The following is a 17024-nucleotide window of genomic DNA, read 5'->3' on the forward strand; positions in this document are numbered from 1 at the left end:
TCCGACTTCGTCGAGCAGGCGTCCGATGCGCGCATCGTGGTCCGCCCGTACGGCAGCGACGGTGTTCGGGTCACGATCGGCGCACCGGAGGAAAACGACGCGCTGCTGCGCTTCGCGCAGAGCTGGATAGACAGGAGGAGCGCATGAGCGCTGAGCTGGCACGCAAGAAGTTCACCGACTTCAAGGAGCGCCGCGGCCGCGTTTCCGACACCGAGCTCGACGAATACTGGGCCAGCCTGCAGCCGGCCACCATCACCGACCTGATCGGCGAATGGAAGGGCGGCGAGTTCGACACCGGACACCGCATGAACGGGCGGCTGGAGAAGGCCCGCTGGTTCGGCAAGACCTTCACATCACCCACCGACGTGCAGCCACTGGTGTGCCTGGATGCCGAGGGCAAGAAGTTTTCCAACGTCGAGATGGGCAAGGGTGAAGCCAGCCTGTGGATGGAGGAATTCCGCGGCGAGGTCACCGCCACGATGGTGTACGACGGCCAACCGGTCCACGACCACTTCAAGAAGATCGACGACGACGCCGTGATGGGCATCATGAACGGCAAAGGTGTGCTGGATAACGGCCGCTATTACTACTTCTACCTGGAGCGGGTCTGAGGTCGCCTCGAACGTGACGCTGCAGTCACGTTCGGCCACCAGCGTGACACTGCAGTCACGCTCGAGCGGGCGGAGGCGCTAGACGGCGGGCCGGCGGCCAGTGAACGCGATCAGCCGGTCCAGCGGGCCGGCATCAGCGGGCACGTCGACTGGCTGGTCGAAGCCGACCTTTGACCGGCCCTGCGGCGTGATGATCTTTTGCGCCAGCTCGAGCACGTATTCGGCCAGCGAATCCGCGACATTCACGTCGTATCCGGTGGCCTTGGCGTAGTCCCAGGCGTGCACCAGCAGCTCGATCGCCAGCACGCCGGCGAAAACCTTTGCCGGGGTTTCGTTGGCGCCCAGTTTCACGGTGCCCTGCAGGCCGTGGCAATGCCACGCATCCAGGGCCGGCCGGGCCGCGGCGACGACCTGGCGCTCCACCGAGTCGTCGGCTTGGCGTGGTGGAAACTGCGCGCCCACCACTCCCCCAATAGTGGTGATGGAGTTCAGCAAGTGATCGGTCAGCTGCGCTACGTCGAACTCTGAACACGGCGTCGAGCGGGACAGGTCATCGCTGGATATCCGATGCAAGACCCGTTGCAGCACGCCCAGCGCCTCTTCAGCGCTGTCGAGTTCGTCCGTCGGCGGTGAGTCAGGTCCGGGTCGCAGGTCAGCAGGCATGCCTGTAACGCTACGGTCTGCATATGGGCGACTCGTACGAATCCGTCACCATCGAAACCAAAGACCAGGTCGCGCGGGTGACGCTGATCGGGCCGGGCAAGGGCAACGCGATGGGACCCGCGTTCTGGACGGAGCTGCCGGAGGTGTTCGCCGCGCTGGACGCCGACCGCGACGTGCGGGCCATCGTCATCACCGGCTCCGGCCGCAATTTCAGTTACGGCCTGGACGTGCCCGCGATGGGTGGCTCGTTTACCCCGCTGCTGGCCGACGGCGCGCTGGCCCGCCCTCGTGCCGACTTTCACGCCGAGATACAGCGCATGCAGAACGCGATCAACGCGGTCGCCGACTGCCGCACCCCCACCATCGCCTCGGTGCACGGCTGGTGCATCGGCGGCGGCGTCGACCTGATCTCCGCGGTGGATATCCGCTACGCCAGCGCCGACGCCAAATTCTCGGTGCGCGAGGTGAAGCTGGCCATCGTCGCCGACGTGGGCAGCCTCGCCCGGCTGCCGCTGATCTTGAACGACGGGCACCTGCGGGAATTGGCGCTGACCGGTAAAGACATCGACGCGGCCCGCGCCGAGATAATCGGTCTGGTCAACGACGTTTACGCCGACGCCGACGCCTGCCTGGACGCCGCACATGCCACCGCCGCCGAGATCGCCGCCAACCCGCCGCTGACCGTTCGAGGTGTCAAGGATGTCCTTGACCAGCAACGGTTTTCGCGGGTGTCGGAGAGCCTGCGCTATGTCGCGGCGTGGAACGCGGCGTTCCTACCGTCCAAGGACCTGACCGAGGGCATCGCGGCGACGTTTGAAAAGCGTCCGCCGCAGTTCACCGGCGAATAGCGCGATTCGGCGCAGTGCCGGCCGGGAATACTGCGGCTATGTCTACCTATCGAGTGATCAACCCGGACGGCGAGGTCGTCGCCACCAAGGACATCGCCAGCGCCGAGGACGCGCATGCATGGCTTGTCGACACCGTTGGCGACAAGACCGAGCTGGGCTGGCGGATGGAAGTCAACATCGACGGTGACTGGCGGTTCTTCGACCAGACCGACGGCGACCGGCCGTAGCGCCGGGTGCAGCCGCCGGCACCAGCCGCACACGTACCCTGTCGGACGTGACCGAAGCAGGCCCGCTGGAAGGCAGGATCCGCGTCCCGGCCAACCTCGACGCCGTCACGGCCGTCGGCGAAGAAGACCACTCCGAGATCGACGCCGCCGCTGTCGAACGGATATGGCAAGCGGTGCGTCACTGGTATCAAGCGGGCATGCACCCGGCGATCCAGGTGTGCCTGCGACACAACGGCACGGTTGTGCTCAACCGCGCCATCGGGCACGGCTGGGGCAATGCGCCGACCGATCCGCCCGACGCGGAGAAGGTCCCGGTTACGACCGAAACACCGTTCTGCGCTTATTCGGCGGCCAAGGCGATCACCAGCACCGTCGTCCACATGCTGGTCGAACGGGGATACCTTTCGCTCGACGACCGGGTCTGTCAATACCTGCCCAGCTACACCAGTCACGGCAAAGACCGCACCACGATCCGGCACGTGATGACCCACAGCGCTGGTGTCCCGTTCGCCCCCAAGCGGCGACCCGACGTCACCCGTGTCGACGACAGCGAATACGCGCGCGAACAACTGGGCGAACTGCGCCCGCTGTATCGGCCGGGCTTGGTGCACCTGTACCACGGCCTGACGTGGGGCCCGTTGATGCGGGAAATCGTCTCCGCCGCCGTCGGAAAGAACATCCGCGAGATCCTGGCCACCGAGATCCTCGACCCGCTCGGCTTCCGCTGGACGAACTACGGCGTTGCGCCGCAAGATGTTTCACTGGTCGCGCCGAGCCATGCCACCGGTAAGCCGCTGCCGGCACCGATCGCCGCGGCATTCCGCAAGGCGATCGGCGGAACCGTGCACCAGATCATCCCGTACACGAACAGGCCGGAATTCCTCACCTGTGTGCTGCCGTCGTCCAACACGGTATCGACCGCCGACGAACTGTCCCGGTTCGCTGAAATGCTGCGCCGCGGTGGGGAACTCGACGGTGTGCGGATCATGTGGTCAGAGACACTTCAGGCTGCGGTGAAGGAATGCCGCCGGTTGCGCCCCGACATCGCAACCGGAGGGAAGCCACTGCGGTGGGGCACCGGCTACATGCTGGGCTCGAAGCGGTTCGGCCCATTCGGGCGCGACGCCCCGTCCGCGTTCGGTCATACCGGGCTGGTGAACATCGCGGTGTGGGCGGACCCGGAGCGCCAGCTTGCGGCCGGTCTGATCAGCAGCGGTAAGCCGGGCAGAGACCCTGAGGCCAAACGCTACATCGCTGTTCTGGACCGCATTGCAGCCGAAATCCCCCGCGCCACCGGGTAAGGGTTTGTGCGGTTGGGTTGCGGGCAACCTAGATCATCATGGATTCCAGATGCTTCCGTGAGTTCGTGGACGCAGGTGGACCCTTCGCATCGGTCTACTTCGAGGACTCGCACCACACCCAGGACGCTGCCACCCAGCTCGAGCTGAAATGGCGCGGAGCGCGCGAGGAACTGGTTGAGCAGGGCGTCGACGAGTCGGTGATCGGAGACATGGAGCACGCGGTCATGGAGTTGCGTCCGCCGATCGTGCGGGTCTCCGAGCTGCCCTACATCGTCCCGGTGGTCGAGCACGGCTTCGAGTACCCCAACCACATTCTGGTGGCAGTCGACCACACGGGCGCCGATCTCACCATCCACGTCGACGGTCGGCGTCGCTCCGAAACCGTGGACGGCGCAGGTTATCCCGTGCACAAGGCCGCCGGAGCCGAAACCGCGGGATACCGGGATCCGCAGCTGCGCACCGACGAAGCCGCGCGCAAGAACGTGCGCGCCGTCTCCGACCGCGTCGCGGAATTAGTCGACAGCACCGGGGCCGAACTGGTTTTCGTGGTCGGCGAGGTGCGGTCCCGTTCTGACCTGCTGGCGGCGCTGCCAGATCGGCTCGCCGACCGGGCGGCGCCGCTAGAGGTCGGGGCACGCCACAGCGGACACGACTTCGACGAAGTGCAGCACGCCATCGAGGCCGAGCTCCTCAAGCGCCGCCTTGCGGTGATCGACGATGGCGCACAACGATTGTCGGCCGAGATCGGTCGTTCCTCAGGCCTGGCCGCCGAAGGCCTCGGCCCAGTCTGTTCGGCCCTGAGTCAAGGTGCCGTGGACACCTTGATCATCGGCGACATCGGCGACGCCAACGTGGTCGCCGACGAAAAGCTCACCACAGTCGCCCCGGACGCTGAGGTGCTCTCCGAGCAGGGTGAGGCGCCGGCCAAGACGCTACGGGCCGACGAGGCGCTGCCGATGTTCGCGGTGCGGATTGGGGCGTCGCTGATTCGCACCGACGAGCGCATCGCACCCGCTGACGGTATCGGCGCAGTACTGCGCTATGCGCCGACGCTGCACTGAACCGCTGACGCGGCGCGAAACAGAGGGGAGGGTCGTGAATCCGGGCCCAACCACAGCCGTTGCTTCTGTCTCGCGACGCAGCGGTGGCGAAGGGAGCCGAAAAAGCGGTGGCGGAGGGATTTGAACCCCCGGACGGTGTTAGCCGTCTCTCGCTTTCAAGGCGAGTGCATTAGGCCGCTCTGCCACGCCACCGCCGACAAGCGTAACGGTGCGTTAGGCCCGCCCGATCCGCGCCGACTGGCTGGGGAGCTTCAGCGCCGCGCTGATCCGTCGGCAGTTTTCACCCATCGCGGCAATCTGGGCCCGTGACAACTGGCCGATGAAATAACTCCGCACCCCGTGTGCGTAGGTGGCCATGGCCTGCTGCGCCACCGTGCGCCCGTCTTCGGTGATGGTGGCCACCACGCCGCGCCGGTCATGGGGGCAATGGCCGCGACGCACCAGCCCTTGTGCTTCCAGACGACGGACTTGTCGGGTCAGACGGCTGGGGAGCGCCGGCAACGCTTCCGCCAGATCACCCATCCGGGCCGAGCCGCCGTCGGCGTTGTCGAGGATGTCGAGCACCCGCACGTCGGAGAGCGAGAGCTGATGTGCCTCGGTCAATCGGCGGTTCAGCATCGCGTACACCCGCACCGCGCAATCCAGGAAGTGTTGCCACGATTTCTGCTCAGCGATATCTAGCCCCGGCATATCACCGGGGGTTCGGCCGCCGATCAGACTTCGGCTTGCCATCTCGTAATGCTATGCGACGCATCGTCGCTGGAACAGCCCAAATGCCCTGGTAGTAGCCTGTCGACCATGTATGCGATCGTCGCCGACTCCGCCGGTCAGCTCGTGTGGCAGGAGATCCCTGACCTGCAACCGGGCCCCGATGAGGTGCTGATCAAGGTCACCGCCGCTGGCGTCAACCGCGCCGACGTGCTGCAGGCGGCCGGTCATTACCCGCCCCCGCCGGGGGCCAGCGAGATCCTCGGCATGGAAGTGGCCGGCGTCGTCGCCGCGGTGGGCGAGCATGCCGGCGACTGGGCCGCCGGGCAAGAAGTCTGCGCTTTGCTGGCTGGCGGCGGCTACGCCGAATACGTCGCTGTTCCCGCTGGTCAGGTGATGCCGATTCCCGACGGCGTGGAACTGCGCGACGCCGCCGGCCTGCCCGAGGTGGCGTGCACGGTGTGGTCGAACCTGGTGTTGACCGCTGATTTGAGGGCCGGCCAGCTACTGCTGATCCACGGCGGCGCCAGCGGCGTGGGTACGCACGCCATCCAGGTCGCCCGGGCGCTGGGAGCCCGGGTGGCGATCACCGCGGGCTCCCCGGCCAAGCTGCAGCTGTGCCGCGAGCTGGGCGCGGAGATCACGATCGCCTACCGCGACGAGGACTTTGTGACGCGGCTGCGGGACGCCGCCGACGGCACCGGCGCCGACGTGATCCTCGACATCATGGGTGCCGCCTACCTGGAGCGCAATCTCGACGCGCTGGCCAGCGACGGCCAGCTCATCGTCATCGGCTTGCAGGGCGGGGTGAAGGGCGAACTCAACCTCGGCAAGCTCATCAGCAAACGGGCACGGGTCATCGGGACCGCGTTGCGCGGCCGACCGGTAGCCGGGCCGAACGGCAAGAGCGTCATCGTCGAGGCGGTGGTCAAGTCGGTGTGGCCGATGATTGCTGACGGACGGGTCCGACCGATCATCGGCGCCGTGATGCCGATCCAGCAGGCCGCCGACGCCCATCAACTGCTGTCGTCGGGACGGGTAGCCGGCAAGATCGTGCTGACCATTTAGCGCGAACAGTAGCAAAAACCCCTGAGCCGCCGCGGTTTTGGGTGCTTTTGCGTCTGCTGGACCAGGAGATTAGCCCAGCGATGCCAGCGCGCGCACCAGCTGGTCGACTTCGGCGGTAGTGGAGTAATGCGCCAACCCGACGGTGACCGCGCCGCCGACGTCGTTGACTCCGATCACATCGAGCACCCGCGAGGTGGCATTGGAGATCGCCAGAACCCCGTTGTCCGCCAATCGCTGTACCACACGCTCGGCCGGTACCTCGTGGACAGCGAAACTCACCACTGGGATGCGGACCTCCGGTCGGCCGATCACCATCACCAAGGGCAGCGACCGCAGCGAGGCCATCAGGTAGTCGAAAATCCGGTTCATGTACGAGCCGGCGGAATCCATTGACACCGCGAGTCGTTCGCGTCGAGCTCCGCGGGCCGACTCGTCGAGTGAGGCAAGGTACTCGATGCTGGCGACCACACCGGCCAGCAGACCGAACTGATGCACGCCGACTTCTAGACGTGCCGGGCCGGTGGCGTGTGGGTTGGTCGACACCGAGCCGAATGAATTGATCAGCGCCGGATCACGAAACACCAAGGCGCCGATCGGCGGACCACCCCACGCGACAGCGTTCACCGCTACCACGTCGACGTCGGCTTCCTCGATATCGAGCAGCCGGTACGGCGCTGCCGCGGAATGGTCGACGACCACCAAGCCGCCGACGTCATGGATCAGTTTGGTCAGGGTCCGCAGTTCGGTCACCGTGCCCAGGGTGCCTGATGCGGACGTGACCGCGACCAAACGAGTCGATTTGCCGATCAGGCTTTCCCACTGCCAGTTTGGCAACTCGCCGGTTTCGATGTCGACCTCGGCCCACTTGATCTTCGCGCCGAATCGGTTTGCTGCGCGCAGCCACGGAGCGATGTTGGCTTCGTCGTCGAGACGCGTGACGACGATCTCGTAGCCCAGACCGGCCCGTGACGACGAGGCGTCGGCCAACGACGACAGCAACACCGCACGATCGGCACCCAAGACCACTCCCCGAGGGTCGGCGTTGAGCAGATCGGCCACCGCCTGCCGCGCCGCCTCCAGCACCGCCGCACTGCGCCGCGCTGACGGGTGCGCACCGGCGGTACTGGCAACCGACCGGCGAAAAGCGGTCGACACGGTGGTCGCGACGGACTCGGGAATCAGCATTCCGGCCGGGGCGTCGAAGTGCACCCAGCCGTCCCCCAGCGACGGATGTAGTCCGCGCACTCGGGCGACGTCGAATGCCATGGCAGCCACCTTAGAATTCCGCTGGTCCGCAAACCGCGACGCTAGCGGGGCACCCAGATACGTCCCCGCCGTCCCGAGCCGGGTCGCCCGGCCAGCCATACTAGTCCAGTGGGGCTGACAATCGGAATCCTTGTCGCTTTGTTGTTGCTGATAGCCCCCGGAGCAATCGTCGCGCGCAGCGCTCAGCTAACGTGGCCGATCGCGGTGGCGGTCGGGCCGGCGCTGACCTACGGGGTTGTCGCGCTGGCCATCATTCCGTTCGGCGCGGTCGGAATCCCTTGGAACGCATGGACAGCGCTGGCCGCCCTGCTCGTCGTCACGGTCGTGGTGGCCGTTTTGCGCGTGCTGTTGAATCGCTATCGCGATGTCGACGGCGAATCTCGTGCGGTCACCGGCTGGCCGGCGATCACGGTCGCCGGCGGGGTGTTGCTGGGAGCGGTGCTGATCGGCTATGCGGCGGTTCGCGGCATACCGCATTGGCAATCGATCCCCAGCACGTGGGACGCGGTCTGGCACGCCAACACCGTGCGCTTCATCCTCGACACCGGCCAGGCGTCGTCGACGCACATGGGCGAGCTGCGCAACGTCGAAACCCACGCCCTGCTGTACTACCCGTCGGCTTATCACGCGCTGGTCGCGGTGCTGGCGCAGCTGACCGGCGCGGCAGCCACCACCGCCTACACCTTGGCTTCGCTCGCTGGCGCGATCTGGTTGTTTCCGGTCAGCGCGGCGCTGCTGACCTGGCGCGCGCTCCGCACGCATACGACTGAGTGGCGCGCGGCCGGCGCCGCGGCCACCGCTGCGGCGATCTCGGCGTCGTTCACCGCGGTGCCCTACGTCGAATTCGACACCGCCGCGATGCCCAACCTGGCCGCCTACGGGATCGTGGCGCCCACCTTTGTGTTGATCACTTCCACGCTGCGCCACCGCGACCGCATCCCGGTCGCGGTGCTGGCGCTGGTCGCCATCTTCTCGGTGCACATCACCGGTGGGGTCGTGGTGCTGATGTTGCTGGCGGCGTGGTGGCTGCTGGAGGCGCTATGGCGCCCGGTGCGCGGCCGGATGGTCGACGTGCTGACGCTGGCCGCGGTCGCGGTGCCGAGCGGGCTGGTGCTGCTGCCGCAGTTCATCAGTGTCAAGCAGCAGGAAGACGTCATCGCCGGGCACTCGTTTCTGACCTATCTGAGCGAGAAGAGGGGGCTGTTCGACGCGGTTTTTCAGCACTCGCGCCACCTCAACGACTTTCCGGTCCAGTACGCGCTGATCGCGGTGGCGGCCGCCGGCGGGTTCGTGCTGCTGGTCAAGAGGATCTGGTGGCCGCTGGTGGTGTGGTTGGTGCTGATCGTGGTGAATGTCGATGCGGGAACGCCTCTGGGCGGCCCGATTGGCAAACTCGCCGGAGCATTCGGCGAGTTTTTTTACAAAGACCCGCGCCGGATCGCGGCGGCGACGACGCTGCTGCTGATGCCGATGGCCGGTGTTGCGCTGTTCACCTTGGTCATGGCGGTGGTGGCGGTCGCCCGGTTCGCCGACCGGCGACTGACGCGACAGGTGGGGCCGCCGGTGTGGGCGGCCATCGCGGTGGTGCTGCTGGTCGCGGTGAATCTGGTCAGCGCCTGGCATTACTTTCCGCGGCACCGGTTTTTGTTCGGCGACAAGTACGACTCGGTGATGATCGACCAGCGCGACCTGGAGGCCATGACGTATCTGGCCAGGCTGCCCGGTGCCCGTGACACCCTGATCGGCAACGCCAACACCGATGGCACGGCCTGGATGTACGCGGTGGCCGGCCTGCACCCGCTGTGGACGCACTACGACTACCCGATGCAGCAGGGCCCCGGCTATCACCGCTTTATTTTCTGGGCCTATGCCGACAATGCCGACACCGATCCGCGGGTAGCCGAAGCCGTCCGGGTACTCAATATCCGCTATGTCCTGACCAGCACGCCGACCGTGAGAGGGTTCGTTATGCCCGACGGGCTAGTGTCACTAGACACGTCGAAGTCATGGGTGAAGATCTACGACAACGGTGAGGCCCGCATCTACGAGTGGCGCGGACAAGCTGCCGCGACAAGCTCCTAAAAACCGAGGATGGTGACCGCATTGAGTAACGGCAATGCCGACAACAACATCGAGATCATCCGGGACGGCGATCCTCGCATCACGGCGACCCACACAGACGACGACTCCGAGGACCGGTCGCTGACCGACCTGGTCGAGCAGCCGGCCAAGGTGATGCGGATCGGCACGATGATCAAGCAGCTGCTCGAAGAAGTGCGGGCCGCGCCGCTGGACGACGCGAGCCGCAACCGGCTACGCGAAATTCACGCCACCAGCATCCGCGAGCTCGAAGACGGCCTCGCACCGGAACTGGTCGAGGAGCTCGACCGGTTGACGCTGCCGTTCAGCGAGGACTCCGCCCCGTCGGACGCCGAGCTGCGCATCGCCCAGGCCCAGCTCGTCGGCTGGCTGGAAGGACTGTTCCACGGCATCCAGACCGCGCTGTTCGCCCAGCAGATGGCGGCGCGCGCCCAGCTCGAGCAGATGCGCCAAGGCGCCCTGCCGCCGGGAATCGGCAGGACAGGCGGCCAGGGACCGTCGGGCACCGGGCAATACCTGTAAGCAAGCAGCGGTGTCCGGACCTCACTCGCCTTCCATCGAGACGCACAACGCGTGGGTGGAGTTTCCCATCTTCGACGCCAAATCGCGGTCGCTGAAGAAGACGTTCCTGGGTGCAGCGGGCGGCACGATCGGGCGGAATGCTTCCAACGTGGTGGTCGTCGAGGCGTTGCGCGATATCACCATGTCGTTGAGCCTGGGCGACCGGGTTGGCCTGGTCGGTCACAACGGGGCGGGGAAATCGACGCTGCTGCGCCTGCTTTCCGGTATCTACGAGCCGACGCGGGGCTCGGCGACGGTGATCGGCCGGGTGGCGCCGGTGTTCGACCTGGGCATCGGGATGGATCCGGAGATCTCCGGCTACGAGAACATCATCATCCGCGGGCTGTTTTTGGGTCAGACCCGCAAGCAGATGATGGCCAAGGTGGACGAGATCGCGGAGTTCACCGAGCTAGGTGATTATCTGTCGATGCCGCTGCGCACGTATTCGACCGGGATGCGGGTGCGGCTGGCCATGGGTGTGGTGACCAGCATCGATCCAGAGATCCTGCTGCTCGACGAGGGTATCGGCGCGGTGGACGCCGACTTTTTGAAGAAAGCCCAGCCCCGGCTGCAGCGGTTGGTGGAGCGCTCCGGAATCCTGGTGTTCGCCAGCCATTCCAACGAGTTTCTGGCCCGGCTATGCAGGACCGCGATGTGGATCGAACACGGCACCATCAGGATGACCGGCGGCATCGAGGACGTTGTTCGCGCCTACGAGGGCGAAGACGCCGCCCGGCATGTGCGTGCAGTGTTGGACGAGCTCAACGCCGACGAGCAGCTTGCGTGAAAAGTGGCCGGGCATGAGTGAATTGGTGTCCGCTGTCGTAGTCACCCACCAGCGACCGGATGAACTGGCGAAGTCGCTTGATGTGCTGACCACGCAGACTCGGCTGCCCGACCAGCTGATCGTCGTCGACAATGCTGCTTCTGGGAGCCATGACGACCGCGTCCGGGAGCTGGTGGCAGGCCAGCTGATCCCGGCGACATATCTCGGGTCGCGCCGGAACCTCGGCGGCGCAGGCGGATTCGCGCTCGGCATGCTGTATGCCCTGGCGCAGGGCGCCGATTGGGTATGGCTGGCCGACGACGACGGGCACCCGAAAGACTCGCACGTGCTGGCCACCCTGCTGGCCTGCGCGGAAAAGCATCGGCTGGCTGAGGTGTCGCCGATGGTCTGCAACATCGACGACCCGGACCTGTTGGCGTTTCCGTTGCGCCGAGGCCTGGTGTGGCGCAGGCGGGTAAGCGAACTGCGCACCGGTAGTGCGCGAGATCTGTTGCCGGGCATCGCGTCGCTGTTCAACGGCGCGCTGTTTGCCGCGTCGACGCTGGAGATGATCGGCGTTCCCGATTTGCGGTTGTTCGTCCGCGGCGACGAGGTGGAGATGCACCGCCGGCTGGTGCGCTCCGGGCTGCCGTTCGGGACCTGTCTGGAGGCGGTGTACCTGCACCCGTGCGGATCAGCCGAATTCAAGCCGATTCTGGGCGGTCGGATGCACGCCCAATATCCGGATGACCCGGCCAAGCGCTACTTCACCTACCGTAACCGCGGTTTCCTGATGTCCCAGCCGGGATTGCGCCGACTGCTGCCGCAGGAATGGGTGAGGTTCGGCTGGTTCTTCATAGTGTCCCGCCGCGACCCGGCCGGCTTGCTGGAGTGGTTTCGGTTGCGGCGCTTAGGGCGTCGGGAGCAGTTCCGCCGACCGGGAGGGGTGTCATGACTTTCATTGATGCTGCGGCTCAATCGAAATCGCTGACGCGTGCCTGGCGTGACCTGATCGACGGCTGGCGTCGCCACGAGCTGTGGCTGCACCTGGGCTGGCAAGACATCAAGCAGCGGTATCGGCGCTCGGTGCTGGGCCCGTTCTGGATCACCATCGCCACCGGCACCACCGCCGTCGCGATGGGCGCCCTGTACTCCAAGCTGTTCCGGCTAGAGTTGGCGGTGCATCTGCCCTACGTCACGCTCGGGCTGATCGTCTGGAATCTGATCAACGCCGCCATCCTCGAAGGTGCCGAAGTGTTCGTGGCCAACGAGGGGCTGATCAAACAACTGCCGACGCCTTTGAGCGTGCACGTCTACCGGCTGGTGTGGCGACAGATGATCCTGTTCGCGCACAACATCGTCATCTACGCCGTCATCGCGATCATCTATCCCAAGCCCTGGTCGTGGGCGGACTTGACGGTTATTCCGGCGCTGGCGCTGATCGTGCTGAATGCGGTTTGGGTGTCGCTGTGTTTCGGCATCTTGGCAACCCGTTATCGCGACATCGGCCCACTACTGTTTTCGGTGGTGCAATTGCTGTTCTTCATGACCCCGATCATCTGGAACGACGAGACCCTGCGCCAGCAGAATGCGCAACGGTGGTCGAAGATCGTCGAACTCAATCCTCTACTGCACTACCTGGATATCGTGCGAGCGCCGCTGCTGGGCGCCCACCAAGAGCTGCGGCACTGGGTGGTGGTGGTAGTGCTGACAGCCGTTGGGTGGGTGCTCGCCGCGTTCGCGATGCGCCAGTACCGCGCCCGGGTGCCGTACTGGGTTTAAACTCACGATTCGTATGCTTCACTACCCGCCGCTCGAAGATGACTACGACCAAGCTTGGATTGAGTGGTCGACGGGCGGCGAGGCGAAAGTTTGGGACACGACTACGGACGACGGGCTCGGGTATGGCCCGCGGTGAGATCTGGCAGGTCGACTTGGGCACCGTTCGCGGTAGCGAAGCAGAGCAAGTCGGATCCGTTGCGGCGCAATCGCGCGGCGTCGGCCTACGAGCCCGCATCGCTGTGCGTAGACGGGACGATACGTAGCTGATTTAGTTCCGGAACGGCACGATGCAAGGTGAGGAAGTCGGTGTCGTTATGCACGATTACCGCATCATGTCGGATGGCGGTGGCGGCGATGAGGACGTCGGTTGTTTGCGCGCCTCGCCCAGCACCGATCTTCCATAGAGCAGCACGGATGTCGGCGACTTTCCCCTCGGCATCCTCATCGAATGGGAGCCAGAAAAACGCCTTGCTGTACAGATCTGTGACGAACGCTAAGTCCTCCATGCTGCGAGCGCTGAAGCGGGCCTCATCCATCGTGACCATCGAGGAGCACAAGGTCCCAACGCTCGCAAGCTGGTCGATTTTCGCCCTGACTGTCGGATCGAGCCAGTAATGCGACATGACGGAATGGTCGACCAGATATCGAGGGCGCGCGGTGGGCGCCGTCAATGATCACCGGCCTCGGTGGCGAGTTCGTCCTCGGTCAGGAAGGGATTGTGGCCCATGCGTGTAAGTCTGGACAGTGCATCGCGCTGGCGGTAGCTCTGAAGGAGTTCGGACATTGCCAGATTTACGATTGCCTTCTTCGTGGTCAGCCCCGTCAGCCGCTGCGCTTCGGCGAGCATCTCCTCGGGGATATCGACGGTGGTTGCCATCCGACCTCCAATATTGGGCTACCTCGATATTTAGAATATCACTGATCTGCAATATTGCGGGCGACGCGTCGATACTAGGCGACATAACGCGGCGCGACGACACGGTCGCTGGTCTAGCCAGCGATTGCGGCGATTCCGGTGGGAGTGTCCAATGGGCTTGAGCATCTCCGATCGTGAACGCGCCGGGCTGGCGGAAGCTGCGCAGTTTCCCTTGCTCGCAGCCATCACCGGGCGGCGATCGCGCCGGTTCCCGGTCGGCGGCCAGATCCCAAGCGGGCCATTGGCATTCACCAGCCGTCGGCACACTCAGCCGCTGTCCGACGTCGAGCGGGCACTGGTGCTCGCGGTCACCGGCGGTGTCACCGGATGGCACTACGGCATTCCCTACAACCCCGACCATGCGCCCGCGCTGCCGAACTACTCGGGTAGCGCAACCGGCCGAACGTTTCCCTCCGCCGCCGGATTCCATACCAGCCAACTGTTTTTCACCGACGACACCGGAACGTATCTGCTGCCTACCCGCGATCAACCGCCGCGTGCGTTCACCGGCATCGAGGACTGGATCAGCCACACCGCGGACTCGTATATCCGCATCTCGGGCAGCCGCCTGCACCTACCCCGCGAAGAGCCCTACATGGAGGGCCACAACATCTGGGTGGCCAACCTCCCCGGCAGCCTGCTGGCCTTCCCAGTTGCCGACCTGGCCGAACACCTGTTATCGAACCTGTGGTTCTTCGCAGCCAACGGCTACCCCGTATGCGACGACGTCAACAACCGAACTATCCCAGGCACACAAGCGTTTTCGTCGCTCCCACACGCCGACGAACCGGTTCCGCTGTCCTTCGCCGAGCAGTACACGCTGACTGAGGCCAGCGCCGAATTAGCCACCGCCGCAAACAACGGCGTGCTGGCATTGCAGGCCATCGGCCTGGGCGGCTGGATGTACGACGGGCTGGACCGGCTGTCCGTGCTGGGCGGATCCGGTGATCCAAGGGCACCCGGGTTGGGCTTCGTCGCCGACAACGACGAGCGCTGGCCGTTCCCGAACGTCACCGGCCTGCCCCGCTATTTCGAGACGCTGAGCCCACCGCACGTGCCGTCGGTGCAGGCCGGCGTCGAGAAATTCGTCGCGCGCCGTTACGGGCCGGGCGGACCGTTTCACCCTGAAACCGGCGGGGCGTGGGCCGACACCCGCAAGGTCCGTTCGTCAGCACTGCCCCCCGATGGCATCGCCGAACTGGTCACCGTCGAGGCGTCCTACATCTACGACACCTTCGGCAAGCTGCCCGGCACCGTGCCCACCGTGCACGTGCTGATGTACCTGCAGGCCCAGCACATCGACACGGACTTCTACGACGAGCTGTTCTCGCCGGGCGCCTACCTTCCGACGCACGCCGCGCATCAGGCCCGCTGGCACGGCGAGTAGCGGAGCCAAAACGCGGGTACTCCCTGCGGGAAAGAGGGAGGATCCGCTATGACTGCGAACGACAAGGCCAGAAACAAGCTGCAGAGGGTCCGGGGCAAAGCAAAGGAAACGATCGGCCGCATCACCGGAGACCGCAACCTGGAAAACCAAGGCATTGGTGACCGGGTCGAATCGAACCTCAAGGATGCCGGCGAAAAGGTCAAGGACGCCTTCCGCGGGCGGCGCCGCCGGCGCCTGTGACACTGGCGAGACCGCTTCTCGGCGGCGCTAACGTGCCCGCGCGAAACGCCACGAAACCGATTCTCAGCGCCATAATGGGCGGACGGCACTACCGACAAACTGGGCGCTCCGCGGCGACGACCGCGGTGGCCCCGCGAGACAGGCCAGCAATGTGAGCGAGCACAAAGAATCGACAGGGCTTGCGGATGAAGTGCGTGACCGCATCGCCGCGGAGTTGGACCGGCTGCGGCAACGCCGCGATCGCCTGGAGCTCGAGGTCGAAAACGACCGGGGCATGGTCGGCGACCACGGTGACGCCGCAGACGCCATCCAGCGCGCCGACGAGCTGGCTGCCCTCGACGAACGGATCAACGAACTCGACCGAGTGCTGCGGGCCGGGCCGGTGTCCAACGGAGACGGAACGCTGCCCGAAGGCACCGAGGTCACCGTGCGCTTCCCCGACGGTGCCGAGGTCACCATGCTGGTGATCTCGATCGTCGAACAGACCCCGGTCGGCCGCGAAGCTGAGACGCTGACTGCCGGCAGCCCACTGGGCTTGGCCCTTGCCGGGCATAAGCCCGGCGACACCATCACCTATGCGACGCCGCAAGGGGAAAACCAGGTCGAGCTGCTCGACGTGAAGTTCCCCAACTAGTTTCCAGCCGCTCGGCATGCAGCTGGTCAGTTGCTGCGCCCCGTAGACTGCCCGCGATGGCCGAGATCGCCCCGCCAGCCGCACAGCTGAGCCTGACCACGCAGATCTGGCGGTTTGTCGTCACCGGCGGTCTGTCGGCGGTTGTCGACTTTGGCCTCTATCTGGTGCTGTACAAAGCCGTCGGCCTGCAAGTCGACCTGTCCAAAGCCACCAGCTTCGTTGCGGGCACCATCACCGCCTATCTGATCAACCGCCGGTGGACGTTTCAGGCCCCGCCGAGCACCGCCCGGTTCCTGGTGGTGATGGCGCTCTACGGGATTACCTTCGCGGTGCAGGTCGGGCTGAATCACCTGTGCCTGGCCTTTCTCGACTACCGCACCTGGGCGGTCCCGGTGGCGTTCGTGATCGCGCAGGGCACCGCGTCGGTCATCAACTTCGTCGTGCAGCGATCCGTGATCTTTCGGCTGCGCTGAGCCAGCTGCAGCAGGCGGTACCCTCTTTGACGATGTTGACGACCACCAAACGGCTCACCGGCTGGGGCCGCACCGCTCCGTCGGTCGCGACCGTGCTCTCCACCCGCGACCCCGAGGAAATCGCCAAAGCGGTGGCCAATGCCGGCGAGCGGGGCGTGATCGCGCGCGGACTCGGCCGGTCTTACGGCGACAACGCCCAGAACGGCGGCGGGTTGGTGATCGACATGACGCCGCTGAACAGGATCCACTCGATCAGCGCCGAGACCCGGCTGGTCGACGTCGACGCCGGCGTGAGCCTCGACCAGCTGATGAAGGCCGCGCTGCCGTTCGGGCTGTGGGTTCCCGTACTGCCCGGCACCCGGCAAGTCACCGTCGGCGGGGCAATCGCCTGCGACATCCACGGCCAGAACCC

The 17024-nt window shown here is 65.6% G+C and carries 21 protein-coding genes, 1 tRNA gene and 1 pseudogene (2 of these 23 cut by a window edge); 17 read left to right on the forward strand and 6 right to left on the reverse strand.

Annotation, left to right across the window (positions count from 1 at the left end; genetic code table 11):
* Together ACFE99_RS10730 and ACFE99_RS10735 are read left to right on the forward strand one after the other, a co-directional pair.
* On the forward strand, positions 1-147 hold part of the coding region annotated (locus ACFE99_RS10730; RefSeq protein ID WP_375485036.1) for an aminotransferase class I/II-fold pyridoxal phosphate-dependent enzyme (this coding region is incomplete at its 5' end). The annotated region extends 500 nt beyond the left edge of the window; 147 of 647 annotated nt are visible.
* On the forward strand, positions 144-611 hold the full coding sequence (locus tag ACFE99_RS10735) for a DUF4334 domain-containing protein (RefSeq protein ID WP_375485038.1): 468 nt from the start codon (positions 144-146) through the stop codon (positions 609-611). The genes ACFE99_RS10730 and ACFE99_RS10735, both read left to right, overlap by 4 nt.
* Positions 612-689: 78 nt before the next feature.
* Here the strand turns inward: ACFE99_RS10735 and ACFE99_RS10740 are convergent, their stop codons facing one another.
* A complete protein-coding gene (locus tag ACFE99_RS10740) occupies positions 690-1274 on the reverse strand; it encodes a TIGR03086 family metal-binding protein (protein ID WP_375485040.1) in 585 nt (194 codons plus the stop codon).
* 23 nt (positions 1275-1297) lie between these two features.
* Here ACFE99_RS10740 and ACFE99_RS10745 point away from each other — a divergent pair, with 23 nt between their 5' ends.
* The 4 genes from ACFE99_RS10745 to ACFE99_RS10760 all read left to right on the forward strand — a co-directional run bounded on the left by ACFE99_RS10745 (position 1298) and on the right by ACFE99_RS10760 (position 4711).
* Positions 1298-2122, forward strand: a complete 825-nt coding sequence (locus ACFE99_RS10745) for a crotonase/enoyl-CoA hydratase family protein (protein WP_375485042.1) — start codon at positions 1298-1300, stop codon at positions 2120-2122.
* 38 nt (positions 2123-2160) lie between these two features.
* The gene (locus tag ACFE99_RS10750; protein WP_375485044.1) at positions 2161-2349 is read left to right on the forward strand and encodes a hypothetical protein; all 189 of its coding nucleotides are present in this window, start codon (positions 2161-2163) and stop codon (positions 2347-2349) included.
* Positions 2350-2414: 65 nt separating this feature from the next.
* On the forward strand, positions 2415-3650 hold the full coding sequence (gene lipE / locus ACFE99_RS10755; protein WP_375485080.1) for a lipase LipE: 1236 nt from the start codon (positions 2415-2417) through the stop codon (positions 3648-3650).
* Between the two features lie 38 nt (positions 3651-3688).
* Entirely contained in the window at positions 3689-4711 is a 1023-nt protein-coding gene (locus ACFE99_RS10760; RefSeq protein WP_375485046.1) for a hypothetical protein, read from the forward strand.
* Positions 4712-4816: 105 nt separating this feature from the next.
* Here ACFE99_RS10760 and ACFE99_RS10765 read toward each other — a convergent pair.
* A tRNA-Ser gene (locus tag ACFE99_RS10765) sits at positions 4817-4903 on the reverse strand.
* Between the two features lie 21 nt (positions 4904-4924).
* Positions 4925-5443: a MarR family winged helix-turn-helix transcriptional regulator gene (locus tag ACFE99_RS10770; protein WP_375485048.1), complete on the reverse strand. Its 519-nt coding sequence runs from the start codon at positions 5441-5443 to the stop codon at positions 4925-4927.
* A 66-nt stretch (positions 5444-5509) separates the two neighbouring features.
* On the opposite strand from ACFE99_RS10770, the gene ACFE99_RS10775 reads away from it, so the two are divergent.
* Positions 5510-6487 (forward strand): NAD(P)H-quinone oxidoreductase, encoded by a 978-nt coding sequence (locus ACFE99_RS10775; RefSeq protein WP_375485050.1) that lies wholly within the window; start codon positions 5510-5512, stop codon positions 6485-6487.
* 69 nt (positions 6488-6556) lie between these two features.
* On the opposite strand, the gene ACFE99_RS10780 is transcribed toward ACFE99_RS10775, so the two are convergent.
* A complete protein-coding gene (locus tag ACFE99_RS10780; protein WP_375485052.1) occupies positions 6557-7753 on the reverse strand; it encodes a cysteine desulfurase-like protein in 1197 nt (398 codons plus the stop codon).
* A 108-nt stretch (positions 7754-7861) separates the two neighbouring features.
* Between ACFE99_RS10780 and ACFE99_RS10785 the strand changes: the two genes are divergently transcribed.
* The 5 genes from ACFE99_RS10785 to ACFE99_RS10805 are packed head-to-tail and all read left to right on the forward strand — an operon-like array spanning position 7862 to position 12962.
* Positions 7862-9835, forward strand: a complete 1974-nt coding sequence (locus ACFE99_RS10785; RefSeq protein WP_375485054.1) for a DUF6541 family protein — start codon at positions 7862-7864, stop codon at positions 9833-9835.
* Positions 9836-9844: 9 nt separating this feature from the next.
* Positions 9845-10375: a bacterial proteasome activator family protein gene (locus ACFE99_RS10790; RefSeq protein ID WP_375485056.1), complete on the forward strand. Its 531-nt coding sequence runs from the start codon at positions 9845-9847 to the stop codon at positions 10373-10375.
* A 10-nt stretch (positions 10376-10385) separates the two neighbouring features.
* Entirely contained in the window at positions 10386-11201 is an 816-nt protein-coding gene (locus tag ACFE99_RS10795) for an ABC transporter ATP-binding protein (protein WP_375485058.1), read from the forward strand.
* A 13-nt stretch (positions 11202-11214) separates the two neighbouring features.
* Entirely contained in the window at positions 11215-12135 is a 921-nt protein-coding gene (locus ACFE99_RS10800; RefSeq protein ID WP_375485060.1) for a glycosyltransferase, read from the forward strand.
* Positions 12132-12962: an ABC transporter permease gene (locus ACFE99_RS10805; RefSeq protein WP_375485062.1), complete on the forward strand. Its 831-nt coding sequence runs from the start codon at positions 12132-12134 to the stop codon at positions 12960-12962. Before ACFE99_RS10800 ends, ACFE99_RS10805 begins: the two co-directional genes overlap by 4 nt.
* A 221-nt stretch (positions 12963-13183) precedes the next feature.
* Here the strand turns inward: ACFE99_RS10805 and ACFE99_RS10810 are convergent, their stop codons facing one another.
* Complete coding sequence (locus tag ACFE99_RS10810) at positions 13184-13633, reverse strand: type II toxin-antitoxin system VapC family toxin (RefSeq protein ID WP_375485064.1); 450 nt, start codon at positions 13631-13633, stop codon at positions 13184-13186.
* Positions 13630-13839, reverse strand: a complete 210-nt coding sequence (locus ACFE99_RS10815; protein ID WP_375485066.1) for a type II toxin-antitoxin system VapB family antitoxin — start codon at positions 13837-13839, stop codon at positions 13630-13632. Before ACFE99_RS10815 ends, ACFE99_RS10810 begins: the two co-directional genes overlap by 4 nt.
* A 151-nt stretch (positions 13840-13990) precedes the next feature.
* Between ACFE99_RS10815 and ACFE99_RS10820 the strand changes: the two genes are divergently transcribed.
* The 5 genes and pseudogenes from ACFE99_RS10820 to ACFE99_RS10840 all read left to right on the forward strand — a co-directional run.
* On the forward strand, positions 13991-15265 hold the full coding sequence (locus ACFE99_RS10820) for a hypothetical protein (protein ID WP_375485068.1): 1275 nt from the start codon (positions 13991-13993) through the stop codon (positions 15263-15265).
* Positions 15266-15313: 48 nt separating this feature from the next.
* Positions 15314-15505 (forward strand): CsbD family protein, encoded by a 192-nt coding sequence (locus ACFE99_RS10825; RefSeq protein ID WP_375485070.1) that lies wholly within the window; start codon positions 15314-15316, stop codon positions 15503-15505.
* Positions 15506-15656: 151 nt separating this feature from the next.
* Positions 15657-16139 carry a GreA/GreB family elongation factor gene (locus tag ACFE99_RS10830; RefSeq protein ID WP_375485072.1) on the forward strand — a complete coding sequence of 161 codons (483 nt, stop codon included), beginning with the start codon at positions 15657-15659 and terminating at the stop codon, positions 16137-16139.
* Between the two features lie 56 nt (positions 16140-16195).
* The gene (locus ACFE99_RS10835) at positions 16196-16612 is read left to right on the forward strand and encodes a GtrA family protein (protein WP_375485074.1); all 417 of its coding nucleotides are present in this window, start codon (positions 16196-16198) and stop codon (positions 16610-16612) included.
* Positions 16613-16644: 32 nt separating this feature from the next.
* Positions 16645-17024 (forward strand): annotated as a pseudogene (locus ACFE99_RS10840) (FAD-binding protein) (it continues 794 nt past the right edge of the window).

It is taken from the genome of uncultured Mycobacterium sp., assembly GCF_964249325.1.
Lineage (GTDB): Bacteria > Actinomycetota > Actinomycetes > Mycobacteriales > Mycobacteriaceae > Mycobacterium.